Below are 14604 nucleotides of genomic sequence, written 5' to 3'. Positions count from 1 at the left end.
ATTAATTATATCAAAGCATTGAAAAGAGATGAAATCAAAAACGAAAAATGTCTCAATACTAACTACAGAGTATTGAGACATTTTGACTAATCACCATTCAGCTTATCTTTAAGTCTTTCAAAGAAGCCTTTTCCTTGAGGAGTAATAGATTCCCCACTAGCCTTTACAAAGTCAACTAAAGCTTCTTTTTGCTTTTCATTGACATGTTTTGGAATCTTAACTTCAACAGTGGTAATTTGATCACCATTGCCATTTCCTCTAAGATAAGGAACTCCTTCACCCTTAATGGTAAATTTCTTATTAGGTTGAGTACCTGCTGGAATCTTTAAATCTACATCCCCATGCACAGTCTTAACCTTAATTTCATCACCCAAAGTTGCTTGCGCAAATGAAATTGGAATAGTGGTATAGATTGTATTACCACGTCTTTCAAATTCTTTAGATGGCTTAATACGATAACTAATGTACAAGTCTCCGTAAGGTCCACCATTTTTACCAGCTTCACCTTGACCTTCATAACGAAGTTGTTGACCATTATCAATACCAGCTGGAATATCAACTTCAATCGTATTAGTCTTATCAACAGTTCCCTTACCATGGCAAGTGTTACATGGATGTTCAATAATTACGCCGCGACCTTGGCACTTGTCACAAACTGTTTGACGACGAATCATGCCAAGCAGTGATTGTTGAGTAACAGTCATATAACCCGTACCATGACACTTATCACAAGTAATTGGATGAGTACCCTTTTCACAGCCGTTTCCACCACAAGTTTCACAAGTTTCGCTACGGGTATAACTAACTTGAGTCTTTTTACCTTTAATCGCATCCATGAAATCAATAGTTAAAGTATAATCCAGGTCTTGACCACGTTGAGGAGCAGTTGGATCTACTTGTCTTTGTTGGCTAGCTCCACCAAAGAAATCGTTAAAGATATCACCAAAATCACTAAACCCACCAAAGCCTTGGCCGCCATATGCACCTTGACCAGCACCGCCAAAGCCGCCTTGACCGTTTACACCAGCAGATCCAAATTGATCATACTGGGCACGCTTTTGCTTATCATGAAGTACTTCATAAGCTTCATTAACTTCTTTATACTTTTCTTCGGCTCCTGGCTCATGATTCAAATCTGGGTGATACTTTTTAGCTAATTTACGATATGCTTTACTAATCTCTTGGTCGCTCGCATTACGATCCACACCAAGAGTTTTGTAATAATCTTGTGCCAAAATTAAAACTCCTTACATTCAAAAGAAAAGAACTACCATTAAGCAGTTCTTTTCTTAATAGGTTATTCAAATTATAAACCCATTACTTGTCTGGGTCTACTTTATGGAAAGTACCATCTTGAGTGCCACCATTGTTATCATTTGGGTTGCCACCTTGTGGACCTTGAGGGCCAGCTTGACCAGCAGCACCTTGAGCACCACCATTTTGTTGGTAAAGCTTAACAGCTAAGTCTTGAGCAGCCTTAGATAAAGCATCCTTCTTTTCTTTCATTTCGTCCAAGTTGTTGTCTTTTTGAGCTTTCTTCAAGTCATCAAGTGCATCTTGAACCTTCTTAGTATCTTCATCAGATACCTTACCCTTAGTTTCTTTCAAGGTCTTTTCAGTAGTAAAGATTAATTGGTCAACTTCATTACGTAAGTCAACTTCTTCTTTACGCTTCTTATCTTCTTCAGCGTGTTCTTCAGCGTCTTTTTGCATGCGCTTGATTTCTTCATCTGACAAACCAGATGAACTCTTAATGGTAATCTTTTGTTCCTTACCAGTTCCCATATCCTTAGCAGATACATTTACAATACCGTTTTTATCGATATCAAAGGTAACTTGAATTTGAGGAACACCACGTGGTGCAGGTGGAATATCAGTTAATTCAAAGCGTCCAAGTGTCTTATCATCAGCTGCCATTGGACGTTCACCTTGTAAAACGTGAACATCTACGGCTGGTTGGTTATCAGCTGCAGTTGAGAAGATTTGACTCTTTGAGGTTGGAATAGTAGTGTTTCTATCAATTAACTTAGTGAAGACACCACCCATGGTTTCAATACCAAGTGATAGTGGAGTAACATCCAACAAAACAATATCCTTAACGTCCCCTGAGATAACCCCACCTTGAATTGCGGCACCAAGGGCTACAGCTTCATCTGGGTTAATTGAGTGGTCAGGTTCTTTTCCAGCCCATTCCTTAACAGCCTTTTGAACTGCAGGAATACGAGTTGAACCACCATTTAAAATAACTTTATCAATGTCGTTAACAGTAAGACCGGCATCCTTTAATGCATTGTCAAATGGAATCTTAGTCTTTTCAACTAAATCATTAGTCAATTCATCAAACTTAGCACGAGTTAAGTCAGCTTCAAGGTGAAGTGGACCAGATTCGCCAGCAGAAATGAATGGAAGTGAAATGTGAGTGCTTGATACACCTGACAAATCCTTCTTAGCCTTTTCAGCGGCATCCTTTAAACGTTGAAGTGCCATCTTATCCTTAGACAAGTCAACACCATTTTCATCCTTAAAGTTCTTGATAAGCCAATCCATGATACGGTTATCAAAGTCATCCCCACCAAGGTGAGTATCACCATTAGTTGAAAGTACTTGGAAGACACCGTCCCCTAATTGAAGAACAGAAACATCAAAAGTACCACCACCAAGGTCATATACTAAAACTTTTTCATCGTCTTCATCTTTATCAAGACCATATGCTAAAGCTGAAGCAGTTGGTTCGTTAATAATTCTTTGAACATTTAAGCCAGCAATCTTACCAGCATCTTTAGTAGCTTGACGTTGAGCATCATTAAAGTAAGCAGGTACAGTAATAACTGCATCTGTAACTTCTTCACCTAAGTAATCTTCAGAAAATTTCTTGATGTATTGCAAAATCATTGCGGAAATTTCTTGTGGTGTGTAACTTTTGTCTCCTACTTTAACCTTATAGTCAGCTTCACCCATGTGACGCTTGATTGAAACAATCGTATTAGGGTTAGTAATAGCTTGACGCTTAGCAACCTCACCGACTTGAATTTCACCATCTTTAAATGCAACTACAGATGGAGTAGTACGATTACCCTCTGGGTTAGTAATAATTTTAGGTTCTTTACCTTCAAGAACTGCTACTGCAGAGTTAGTAGTTCCAAGGTCAATACCGATAACTTTTGACATTAATAAATCTCCCTTTCTATTGAGCAACAACAACCATAGTTGGTCTCAATGTACGGTCCTTGTATTGATATCCTTTTTGTAAAACCTGAACAACGTGATCTTTTTGATCATCATTTTCAGCTGCTACAGTTTGAACAGCTTGATGTAATGTCGGATCAAACTCTACGCCATCAGCCTCAATTTCAACAATACCATGATCTTTCATGGCCTTGATAAGTGAATCAAGGGTCATTTGGACACCCTTTTTCAATTGCTTAGATGCTTCATCGTCAACCTTAACGCCTAAAGCACGTTCTAGGTTATCCATTGCAGGCAAAACATCTTTAGCCAAACTTTGAGATTCATATTTAATAAGTTGAGCTCGTTCCTTTGAGTAACGGTTTTGCATGTTTTGGATTTCAGCTTCACTGCGTAGATACTTATCTTCAAGTTCCTTGTTTTTAGCTTCTAATTCAGCAATTTGCTTAGCTAATTTTTGATCTTCTTTATTATCTGTCTCCTTGTTAGCCTTTGGAGTTTCCTCCACTTTCTTTTTAGGAGCAGTATCTTTTTCATCTAAATTCTTTTCGCTTGGAAATTCTTCTTTACTCACAGCTAACCCCCTCTATTGAAACCTTCCGTAGTAATCGAGCAATTTCTTGGCTAGCTCGTTTCTAAAATATTCAAGTAACCCAATCATTTGCGAATATGGCATATTCGTTGGACCAAGTAGTGCAATTGTACCTTCACCATGTTCTCCCACATTATATCTGGCAGTTACCAAACTATAATTTTTCAATAAATCATTAGGAAGTTCTGATCCTAACGTTACTTGAACTGGAAGATCCGGCGAAGCAACCTTTTCACAATCACCCATCAAGTTTGAAATCAGATCATTATGATCAACTAATTCATAAAGCGAGCGAATGTCATTCACATTCTTCTCAGAGCTATTATTCAACAAATTGATCTGACCATCCACATACATCTGCTCACTGGCCGCATCTTTAATAACATCTTCAACTAAACTAAGGAGTTCAGCTGAATGAGTACCGGCAATTTGCTGATTAGCTAGACCTTTTAATAAAGTTGGGGTAATTTCTTTCAAACTCTTCCCCACTAGCTCATCATTAATCATCCGAACGGCTTTTTCAATTTCATCCCCATGAATGTGATGTGGTAAAGCATAAACTTGATTTTGAACATTACCATCACTGGTTACCAAAATTGCCATAATTTGTCTGTTCGACAATGGTACAATTCTAAATCCTGTAACAGTCACACCGTGATTTTCGGGACCTTCTGCAAAAGCAGTATAATTCGTCAAATCCGATAAAATCTTAGCAGCTTCTTGCACAATTTCATTCACTTGATGAAATGGTCGATCTAATTGATAAACAATTTTATCATAAACGTTTTCAGGTAAACGTAATGGCTCGACTAAATTGTCAAGATAATAACGATACCCTTCACTTGATGGAATCCGACCACTTGAAGAGTGAGTTTTTTCGATCAACCTTTTCTCTTCTAGCGTTGCCATTTCATTCCGAATTGTTGCACTTGATACCTTAATTGGTAATTGTTTCATCACTGTCTTTGAACCAACAGGTTCATGATCTTGTGTGAAATCTTGAATAATTGTTTTTAAAATTAATTCTTGACGTTCGGTCAACATAAATATCGCCCTCACTTTTAGCACTCTCATCTATTAGGTGCTAACAAATACCATTATACTAAAAACTAGCACGATATCAAGCTGACTGCTAATTTTTTTGAAATATTTTTCACAACTCAATTACTTGATCAGCTACTTCCTTAATAAAATAAGGATCGTGTTCAATCAAAAGCATTGCTGGTTTGAATTCTTTAAGAAGATCAACTACCCTAGAATAAATTCTAGGGTTTGCAGCTCTCATCTATTTTTACTAGATAGCGGTTATAGCGTCTTGCGACTTCCGCCTCCGAGGCTGCATCGTCGGACAGTTGACGATACCCGTTTACCTGCCAAGTTTGCTCGGCAGATCTTAATTTAGTAAATTTAGGTATTTTAACACCTTTATGGTACTGTTCGCCCAAGAACTGGATATTCATGGCCGCTAAGCGATCGTCATTAGATTTGTAGCCGCACTCATCACAAATGTAGAGGTGCAACTCATGGTTGCGGTTCTCCTTACGGATTCTTCCGCACTTAGGACAGCGCTGGCTGGTAAATCTGGGAGAAACTTTAACAACAGTTGAAGAATTCAAATTAGCTTTGTAAGCTAAAAACTGCTCAAACTGGTAAAAAGTCCAAGAAACCATTTCATAGCGACGCTTTTTGGCAGCTTTCTCAGTCGCAAAGCGGACATTGGTTAAGTCTTCTAAAGCAAAGATAGTATTGGGACCGTAATGATCAACGAGTGTCTTGGTAAGGCGATGATTAACATCGCTTATAAAACGGTTCTCTCGCTGACCGATCTTTTTAAGTCTTCGCTTGGCAGACTTAGTGTCTTTGGCTTGAAGCTGAGCACGGAGTTTCTTATATTTGCGCCTGGTGCGCAATACTTTTTGTCCGCTGCAAAGCAGAGTCTGGCCCTGTTCGTCATAGCAGGCAGCCAAAAAGCGCAGACCGCGATCAATCCCAACGATATGCTGGGTCTGCTTTAATTCATATTCAGGAAGGGACATCGTCGCACTAAGGTGGATATACCAATTATTTTTGAACTGAAGCAGCTTAATTGAGCCAAACTTCCAACGGCTAGCATCAAGATACTGGTCGAAATTTTTGCAGACAAAATCAACTTTCTTTCTCCCCATTAAGGTATTCAAAGAAAGCTGGCTGCTTGTATTTAAATAAGACCAGTCGCGATTGCGCTGAAGATCAAGCTGAAGACGCTTAAACTTAACTGGACGCCAAAGCCAAGTGAGATCACGCGGAATCCGCGACCAGATAGCATGGCCCTGCGCATCTTTTTCCCCAGTATTATAGCGAAACGGTGTTTGCTTCAATTGGGTTTTGATTGTTTTATAGCGGGCAACAACATTTCTGATAACCGATTGAGCCATTTGACTTTTGAGCCCAAACAGGTCTCTCAAATCATGATAAAGGGCTTGATTTAGCTGAGAAAATCGAAACTCAAAATCATGGTCAAAAACATACTGTGAGACGAAGTTGCAGGCATCTCTGTATGCAGTCATGGTTTTTATAAAAGCGTGGGTAGTTTGATCATCAATATTAAGGAGCTTGGCTTTAATCGTTACTGCCTGATCCAAATTATCTACCTCCAAACAAGCGTTTGAAAATGATTATATCATAGAAATTAGAGGAGAAAAAGACAAAATATAAAAAGGCTGAAAGTGCAATTCCTCCCCGGATTAAAATCCAGGGTATCCTCGCTTAATCAACCTAGAAGGAGAAATCAATGAATTTCACCACTTTCAATTGCCAATATATGATCTGTGATGTGATTTAAAAAATTCCGATCATGACTCACCACAATATATCCCTCGTCATGACCAAAAAGATATTCTGCTATTTGACGTCGACCTTCTTCATCTAAATGATTCGTTGGTTCATCAATTAAAGGAAAAGAATCTGAATCTACAAATGAAGCGGCTAATAAAATCTTTGTCTGTTCTCCACCACTCAAAGTATCAAAAGGTTGCCAAATCAAATTGGGATCAACTTTCATTAAATTAAGTTCACGTTCTAATTCCCATTCTTCAAAATTTAATTTATCTTGAAGTTCATAGAAAGTAATCCCTTTAGGATTTACGATTTCCATCGGAAAATACGAGAACCGAAGTCTAGTTTGAATTTTGCCAATCCCTTTTAATTTTTGGCGAAGCAAATTAAGAAAGGTGGTTTTCCCTCTTCCGTTTCTTCCTACTAAGCCAAGTTTCCAGGAACTATCTAAATTCAAATTTAAATTTTCAAAAATATTTTCATTGTTAGTATCATATCTAAAAGAAAGATTGCTAATTTTTATATTGCTCATCAAATCATCTCCATACAAAAAGAGAGTCTGCACCTTTTAACAAGTGTGACTCTCTTTTATTTTAGAGAAAAAGATAATCGTGCATTCAATCTTGTTAAAAGTACATAGTCTCTCCGTCTAAAAATACGGACTTTTATCTAACTATGTCTAATTACAAGATTAAAAACGCACCGGCTACCCTTCTTTCTTAAATGAACTTTAACTGATAAGTTTAATATATCATAAGCTTAAAGTTTTGCCAAGCTATTTTTTAGAGTCAATTTCTGCAAAATAAGCCTTGATTTGGTTCTCATCTCGCTTCAATTGCTCCTTTAGCTCATCTAAACTAGCAAATTTTACTTCACCACGAGTATACAAATACCATTTAATGGTCATTTTCTCGCCATAAGCTTCTTTATCAAAATTAAACAAATGTGATTCAATATAAATTCTCCGCTCTTGGCCAGTCGTTAAATTATAGCCTACACTCGTCATTGAATCATACCATTTACCATCAATTTTAGTTTTAGTGGCATATACACCAATTTTAGGCACAACTTTTTTCTTATCCCAGACTAAATTAGCAGTCGGAAAACCAATCTTATGACCATTTCTTTCTCCATGACCAATCGTACCGCTCATCTGGTAATGATGTCCTAGTAAGTCATAAGCTTCTTCCATTTCACCATTTTTAATAGCTTTGCGAATTACAGTCGACCCAATTTTTTGACCACTAAAAGTTTGTTTTGCAACTTTAACAATTTGAAAACGCTCTTTAGCAAATTTAGGTAAATTATCCATATTGGCTATCTTCTTAGGACCATAAGTATAATCAAATCCAGCTACGACAGTATCTGCATTTAATTTAACAATTACATTATCAACAAATTCTTGACCTGAAATCTTGCTGAATCCTTCAGTAAAGGGTGCAATTAATAAATAATCCACCCCCAAATTAGCCATTTTTTCAGCCTTTTCATCAATGGTATCTATGTACTTAAAATTAAATTTATTTGCATAAACTTCTCGAGGATGACGGTCAAAAGTCATAACAGCCAAAGGGAGCTTTTTTTCTTGAGCAATATCTTTAGCCACAGTAATTAAATGTTGATGACCTAAATGGACACCATCAAAAAAGCCTAGTACTAAAATTATTTTACTTGGTATAATATTTGACTTAACTGGATAAGGTAAATGGATAACTTGCACAATATTTCCTTCGTTCTACTTATTCATTCTTGAGCAGCATTAACTCTGGGCGATAATAATGGCCTGCATTACGATAAATTGCTTTAACTCTATTATTGTAGCGTAATGCCACTTTTTTTGCATGCGTTTTCAAAGAAATGGTAGCTCCATTTTGAACTTTTAGCCATTGTCCTTGATTTAAATCAATAGTTTCATAATCCTTAAAAAAGGCATCAATGGGTTGAATGAGTTTTTCTACTTCTCCAGGATTATTTTCTACTTCACTTAGTTTTACAGCTTGGCTCAAATCAAAGCCAGAACTTGCAGTTCTGCGTAAGTAGGTCATAACTGCTGGTTGATTTAATTTTTCCCCTAAATCATTTACCAAAGATCTTACATAGGTCCCCTTACTACATTCAATATCAAAATCAAATTTTTGATAGCCTGTTTGCGGATTAAACTTTGGTTCATTAATTAATTCGTATTTTCTTACCTCTACTTCCCGCTTAGGCCGTTCTACTTCAATTCCTTCACGAGCATATTCATACAAGCGTTTTCCATTAACTTTTACCGCAGAATAGATCGGTGGCACTTGAACAATTTTCCCTTCAAAAGTATGCATCGCAGATCGAATTTCATCTTTAGTAAAAGGATGATCTAATTTATTTTCTTTTAAAGTTTTTCCATCCGTATCATAACTATCAGTGGCATATCCAAATAGACCGCTCCCTGTATAGGCCTTGGGACGTGTGTGCATTAATTCAATTAATTTAGTTGCTTGACCAATTGCAATCGGTAAAACTCCCGTTACTTCAGGATCTAAAGTTCCTGCATGTCCAATTTTTTTAATATGCAATGCTTTTCTTAAATGATAAACCACGTCAGCACTAGTCATGCCTTTATCTTTATCAATAACTATAATTCCATTTAACATAAATTTCCCTGTTTCTTGTTTATTAAATAAAAAAGGCGCCTTGATGGCGCCCTTTTCTTTTACTTACTATTCCGTTCTTGATCTTGCTTTCTTACTTCAGCAATTAAACGGTCAATTTTACTACCATACTTAACCGAGTTATCACGCTTAAAAATTAGTTCAGGAACTTTATATACTGTTAATACTTGACCAAGCAAGTGTCGCATCATTCCTTTAGCCTTATCTAAAGCTTCACTAACTTCTTTTTCTTTTTCTGGATCTTCTGTAAGTAAACTGTAGTATACAGTAGCATAAGAAAGATCATTAGTGCATTCTACAGCAGTAATAGTAACATCACTCAAACGAGGATCGCGAATATCCTTTTGCAAAATTTTAGTCAATTCGCGAAGGATTTCTCCTTCAACACGACCTACTCTATGTTTCATGTTTTTTCCTCCTAAATTATGATCTATTGAGGCTTAACTTCTTGCATTTCGTAAGCTTCAAGTTGATCATCAATCTTGATATCATTGTAGTTTTCAATAGTTAAACCACAATCAAATCCTTGTTTAACTTGCTTCACATCATCTTGGAATCTCTTAAGAGATGCAACCTTGCCATCGTAAACTACAACGCCATCACGAATTACACGAATACCAGAATCGCGAGTTACGTAACCACTATCAACAAAGGCACCTGCAATAGTACCAACCTTTGAAACTTTCCAAGTTTCACGAACCGTTAAGTTGCCAGTAACTTTTTCTTCGTAAGTTGGTTCAAGCATACCCTTCATGGCAGCCGTTACATCATCAATTGCCTTGTAAATAATGCTGTATAGACGAATATCTACACCATCAGTTTCTGCTTGAGACTTAGCAGTTGCAGTTGGACGAACATTGAAACCAATGATAAATGCATTTGAAGCTCCAGCTAAAGTAACATCTGATTCATTGATAGCACCAACACCAGAGTGAATGATATTAACTCTTACGCCTTCAACATTAATCTTTTCAAGAGATTGTTGTAAAGCTTCAACTGAACCTTGAACATCAGCTTTAAGAACAATGTCAACTTCCTTCATGTTCTCTTTCTTCATTGTATCAAATAAGTTATCAAGAGTAACGTGTTGAACATTTTCACGAGACTTTTGCAAAGCTTGTTGAGCACGAGATTCACCAACACTACGTGCAGTCTTTTCATCTTCGAATTCAACTAACTTATCAGCTGATTCCGGAACACTGTTTAAACCAGTGATTTCAACAGGCATTGATGGAGTCGCCTTCTTAACTTGACGACCACGGTCGTTAGTCATAGTACGTACACGGCCAAAAGTATTACCTACAACAATTGGATCCCCAACATTAAGTGTACCTTGTTGGATCAAAAGGTCAGCTACTGGTCCACGCCCACGTGACAAACGAGCTTCAATAACTGTACCAATAGCCATTTGCTTAGGATCAGCTTGAAGTTCCATCACATCTGATTGAAGTAAGATCATTTGAAGCAAATCATCTACATTTTCACCAGTCTTAGCTGAAATATTAACGTAAATGGTGTCACCACCGTAATCTTCTGGGATCAAGTTATACTTCATCAATTGTTCAGTAACGTGTTGTGGATTAGCACCTGGCACATCCATCTTATTGATAGCAACAATAATTGGAACTCCAGCACTCTTAGCATGGTCAATGGCTTCAATAGTCTGAGGCATTACACCGTCGTCTGCAGCCACAACCAAAACAACAATATCGGTAATTTCTGCACCACGAGCACGCATGTTAGAAAAGGCAGCGTGTCCAGGAGTATCTAAGAATGTAATTAAACGATCATCTAAACGTACTTGGTATGCACCGATCTTTTGAGTAATACCACCTGCTTCATGGGCAGAAACATGAGTATGACGAAGACGATCAAGCAAAGTAGTCTTACCATGGTCAACGTGTCCCATAATGGTAACTACAGGCGGACGCTTAACTTGGTGATCTGACTTCTTTGAAGCTTCCATTCTCTTATCATAAAGTTTATCAATATCTGAGATATCTTCATGAACCTTTTGTTTAGCTTCAATTCCATATTCTGCAGCCAAAAGTTCAATGGTATCCTTATCCAAAGATTGGTTTTGGTTAGTCATTACACCTAGCATGAATAACTTCTTAACAAGTTCAGCTGGTTCACGGTGTAAAAGCTTACCTAAATCTTGAGCGTTCATACCTTCTTCGTAAACTAAAACATCTGGTAATGGACGTTCTTTTCTTTGAGTTGGTTGCTTCTTTGGAACTTGTTCATGCTGACGCTTTTTATTCTTACGTCTTCTTCTCTCTTGACGGTCAGAATGTTCATTATGATTATTAAAGAATTGGTTCTTACCTTTACGGCCTGGTTTTCCAGTGTTACGACCATGACCATTTCCACGATTGTTATTTTCCTTTGGGGCTTCATTACTTAAAGCAACCTTAGGAATTTCTTTTTTAATTGAAGATTGATTCTTCTTCAAACGAGCTGGTGATGGCTTAAGAATCTTAGGTCCAATGACTTTAGTTTCTGTTTTTTCAGCCTTAGGAGATTCTTTAATATTCTTCTTTGGATTATTGGTTGGTTTATTATCTTTTCTTGGATGTTTCAATTGTTCGTGATATTCTTTTTTAGCTTTTTGTGCTTGCTTATTTAATGTACTTTCTTCTGCGCGTTGTTTTTGCTTAAATTGCTTTAACAAATCGCGAGCTGCCGGCTTTTGTTCATGATTACGCTCGTTTCTTTGAGCATGATCATGATTACGATTATTACGTCTTCTATTATTATTCTTTTTATGTTTTTGATTATCATTTTCAGATTTTTTCTCATTTTTTCTAATGGAAGAAACCGAAATCTTAATCTTATTATTTTTCTTAGAAGACTTCTCTTGCTTTTTATTAGCGGGAGCGGAGTTCTGGAAACTGCTCTTTAATTGATTCACTTGGGAATCCTCTAATGATGACATATGATTTGTAACATCAAAGCCAAGGTCTTTCGCTTTATCAACCACAACCTTGTTATCGATGCCTAATTCTTTTGCGACTTCATAAATTCTTTCCTTAGCCATCCAATCACACTCCTTCATTAATCTTCTTAACTAGTGCCTTACAAAAGCCACTATCTGTAAGTCCAAGAACCTTACGTTTCTTACCTACTGCGTTTTCAAGTTCCACTGCAGTAAATTCACTGATCATGGAAACATTATTTTTATTAGCTGCACGACTTACTTTTTCAATAGTATTTTTCTGAAGATCACTAGCTAAAACTACTAATTTAACTTTTTTCTTTTTAAGATCTGCAATTACTGTTTCAGTTCCAGTGACTACCTTCCCTGCACGCATTGCTAATCCTAATAAATTAACTGCTTTTTGTCTATTTTGCAATCTTATTTATCACCAAATAATTCTTTTCTAGCCTTTTGATGATCTACATACGAATAAAGTTCCTCATAGAATTCTTCAGGGACACTAGTTCCTAAACTTTTTTCTAATACTTTACTATTCTTTGCAGCCTCAATTTTACTTGGATCTAATGAAACATATGCTCCACGTCCAGGTTTCTTACCAGTTGGATCAACGGAAATATTCTTTTCTTTATTAATCACAACTCTTACTAATTCTTTCTTAGGTTGCATAGTATTGGTAAGCAGATCTTTCCTCATTGGGATTTTTCTTTTTTTCAAAAGATCACCAACTTTCTACTATTCTTCAGTATTATCACTAGTAGAAGCATCATGGTTAACAGTTGCTTCTACTTCGTTATTAGCTGTTTCAGCATCTGATTCTTTATTTTCAGTGCTATTCTTCTTATCTTCGTCTACAAATTCAACTTCTGATTCTGGACGGATATCAATCTTATATCCAGTAAGACGAGCAGCTAAACGAACATTTTGTCCTTTTTTACCAATTGCAAGTGATAATTGATAATCAGGAACGATCACTAATGCGCTCTTTTCATCATCTTCATCACTAAATTGAACCGCAATAACTTCAGCAGGATTCAAGGCATTAGCAATGTAATCAGATGGGTCATCTTCATATTGAACAATATCAATATTTTCTCCGCCTAATTCATTAACCACATTTTGGACACGAGTTCCGCCTTGACCAACACATGTACCAACAGGATCAATGTTAGGATCATTTGATTTAACCGCAATCTTAGTTCTGTCTCCTGCTTCACGAGCAATGGATACAATTTCAACTGTACCATTGTAAATTTCAGGTACTTCTTGTTCAAATAAACGTTTAACTACATCAGGAGCTGTTCTTGAAACAGTAATTTGAGCACCTTTTGAGTCAGATCCCACATGAGTTACAAGCACACGTACTTTGTCTTGAGGATTGTATGTCTCATTTGGCATTTGATCATGAGTTGACATAACCGCTTCAACATTACCAATTTTAACATAGACAAAACGATTGTCTCGACGCTCTACAGTTCCTGTAATGAGTTCATCTTCATATTGAGAATACTCATCAATAATATTGTTTCTTTCAGCTTCGCGAAGACGCTGCATAATAACTTGCTTTGCAGTTTGAGCAGAAATTCTACCAAAGTTCTTTGGAGTAACTTCGAAACGAATTTCATCTCCTACTTCATAAGCACCATTGATTGCTAAAGCATCTTTTAAACTTACTTCAAGGCGATCATCTTGAACCTCATCAACAACAGTTTTAACTGCCATTACTTTAAAATTGCCAGTGCGTTCGTCAAAATCAACTTCCACATTTTGTGCTTGATTATAATTTTTCTTATATGCAGCTACTAAGGCAGCCTTAATTGCATCAACAATAACTTCTTTTTTAATGCCTTTAGTTTTTTCCAAGGTATCAAACGCTTCAAGCATTTCTTTAGACATAAGTTTTAATCAACCTTTCTAAAACTCAATTGCAAAACGAATATTCGCAATTAATTTGCGAGGAACAACAACAGTCTTTCGTCTAGTCTTAATCTTAACTTCGAGTTCAACCTCATCATCATTATATGACTTAAGTGTGCCTTCATACATTTTTTTGCCATCTATTTTTTGATAAAGTCCTAAATGAACATATTCTCCTTGAGCTTTTTGCCAATCTTTTTCTGTTTTGATTGGACGTTCTGCTCCGGGTGAAGACAATTCCAAAATATATGGGTCAGGCAATGGATCTGGATCCAAAGTATCAAGTTTTTCTGATACTAATTCACTCAAATCTGCAATTTCGTCTATGTCGATACCATTTGGTTCCTTATCAACATAGATACGAAGATAATTTTGGCCTTTTTCTTTTACATATTCAATATCAACGAATTCATCATTACGTTTAGCAATAATCGGTTCTACAGCTGAACGAACAATATCTGTAACTTTAGACAAAAACTTTCCTCCGTAATAAAAAGAGTGAGCAC

The 14604-nt window shown here is 36.7% G+C and carries 13 protein-coding genes and 1 pseudogene; all 14 read right to left on the bottom strand.

The genetic code is table 11. From position 1 onward, the window contains the following. Nucleotides 1–86: 86 nt before the first annotated feature. The 14 genes and pseudogenes from dnaJ to rimP all read right to left on the bottom strand — a co-directional run bounded on the left by dnaJ (nucleotide 87) and on the right by rimP (nucleotide 14572). Nucleotides 87–1238 (bottom strand): molecular chaperone DnaJ, encoded by a 1152-nt coding sequence (gene dnaJ, locus KBW87_RS03575; RefSeq protein ID WP_057810950.1) that lies wholly within the window; start codon nucleotides 1236–1238, stop codon nucleotides 87–89. Between the two features lie 79 nt (nucleotides 1239–1317). After that, the gene (gene dnaK / locus KBW87_RS03570; RefSeq protein WP_057810948.1) at nucleotides 1318–3168 is read right to left on the bottom strand and encodes a molecular chaperone DnaK; all 1851 of its coding nucleotides are present in this window, start codon (nucleotides 3166–3168) and stop codon (nucleotides 1318–1320) included. A gap of 16 nt (nucleotides 3169–3184) precedes the next feature. Then, nucleotides 3185–3760 (bottom strand): nucleotide exchange factor GrpE, encoded by a 576-nt coding sequence (gene grpE / locus KBW87_RS03565; protein WP_057810947.1) that lies wholly within the window; start codon nucleotides 3758–3760, stop codon nucleotides 3185–3187. Between the two features lie 12 nt (nucleotides 3761–3772). Beyond that, nucleotides 3773–4822: a heat-inducible transcriptional repressor HrcA gene (gene hrcA / locus KBW87_RS03560; protein ID WP_057810945.1), complete on the bottom strand. Its 1050-nt coding sequence runs from the start codon at nucleotides 4820–4822 to the stop codon at nucleotides 3773–3775. A gap of 221 nt (nucleotides 4823–5043) precedes the next feature. Then, the gene (locus tag KBW87_RS03555; protein ID WP_255807232.1) at nucleotides 5044–6399 is read right to left on the bottom strand and encodes an RNA-guided endonuclease TnpB family protein; all 1356 of its coding nucleotides are present in this window, start codon (nucleotides 6397–6399) and stop codon (nucleotides 5044–5046) included. Between the two features lie 149 nt (nucleotides 6400–6548). Next, nucleotides 6549–7124: pseudogene (locus tag KBW87_RS03550) on the bottom strand (ATP-binding cassette domain-containing protein); the annotation flags it as partial. Between the two features lie 243 nt (nucleotides 7125–7367). After that, a complete protein-coding gene (gene ribF / locus KBW87_RS03545) occupies nucleotides 7368–8312 on the bottom strand; it encodes a riboflavin biosynthesis protein RibF (protein WP_057810583.1) in 945 nt (314 codons plus the stop codon). Nucleotides 8313–8331: 19 nt separating this feature from the next. Then, nucleotides 8332–9225 (bottom strand): tRNA pseudouridine(55) synthase TruB, encoded by an 894-nt coding sequence (gene truB / locus KBW87_RS03540; protein WP_057810582.1) that lies wholly within the window; start codon nucleotides 9223–9225, stop codon nucleotides 8332–8334. Between the two features lie 59 nt (nucleotides 9226–9284). Beyond that, a complete protein-coding gene (locus KBW87_RS03535; RefSeq protein WP_004042924.1) occupies nucleotides 9285–9650 on the bottom strand; it encodes a ribosome-binding factor A in 366 nt (121 codons plus the stop codon). 23 nt (nucleotides 9651–9673) lie between these two features. Beyond that, nucleotides 9674–12283 carry a translation initiation factor IF-2 gene (infB, locus tag KBW87_RS03530; protein WP_057810574.1) on the bottom strand — a complete coding sequence of 870 codons (2610 nt, stop codon included), beginning with the start codon at nucleotides 12281–12283 and terminating at the stop codon, nucleotides 9674–9676. A gap of 4 nt (nucleotides 12284–12287) precedes the next feature. Beyond that, nucleotides 12288–12599, bottom strand: a complete 312-nt coding sequence (locus tag KBW87_RS03525; RefSeq protein ID WP_057810571.1) for a ribosomal L7Ae/L30e/S12e/Gadd45 family protein — start codon at nucleotides 12597–12599, stop codon at nucleotides 12288–12290. Nucleotides 12600–12601: 2 nt separating this feature from the next. Next, complete coding sequence (rnpM, locus tag KBW87_RS03520) at nucleotides 12602–12898, bottom strand: RNase P modulator RnpM (RefSeq protein WP_201779841.1); 297 nt, start codon at nucleotides 12896–12898, stop codon at nucleotides 12602–12604. 18 nt (nucleotides 12899–12916) lie between these two features. Next, nucleotides 12917–14077 carry a transcription termination factor NusA gene (gene nusA / locus KBW87_RS03515; RefSeq protein WP_057810568.1) on the bottom strand — a complete coding sequence of 387 codons (1161 nt, stop codon included), beginning with the start codon at nucleotides 14075–14077 and terminating at the stop codon, nucleotides 12917–12919. Nucleotides 14078–14095: 18 nt separating this feature from the next. Then, nucleotides 14096–14572, bottom strand: coding sequence for a ribosome maturation factor RimP (gene rimP / locus KBW87_RS03510; RefSeq protein ID WP_057810566.1), 477 nt, complete (start codon nucleotides 14570–14572; stop codon nucleotides 14096–14098). Nucleotides 14573–14604 lie beyond the last annotated feature (32 nt).

This window comes from Lactobacillus intestinalis (genome assembly GCF_024397795.1).
In the GTDB taxonomy this organism is placed as follows: domain Bacteria; phylum Bacillota; class Bacilli; order Lactobacillales; family Lactobacillaceae; genus Lactobacillus; species Lactobacillus intestinalis.
Note: the sequence above shows the minus strand (reverse complement) of the source record. Positions and strands in the feature narration are given on the sequence as shown.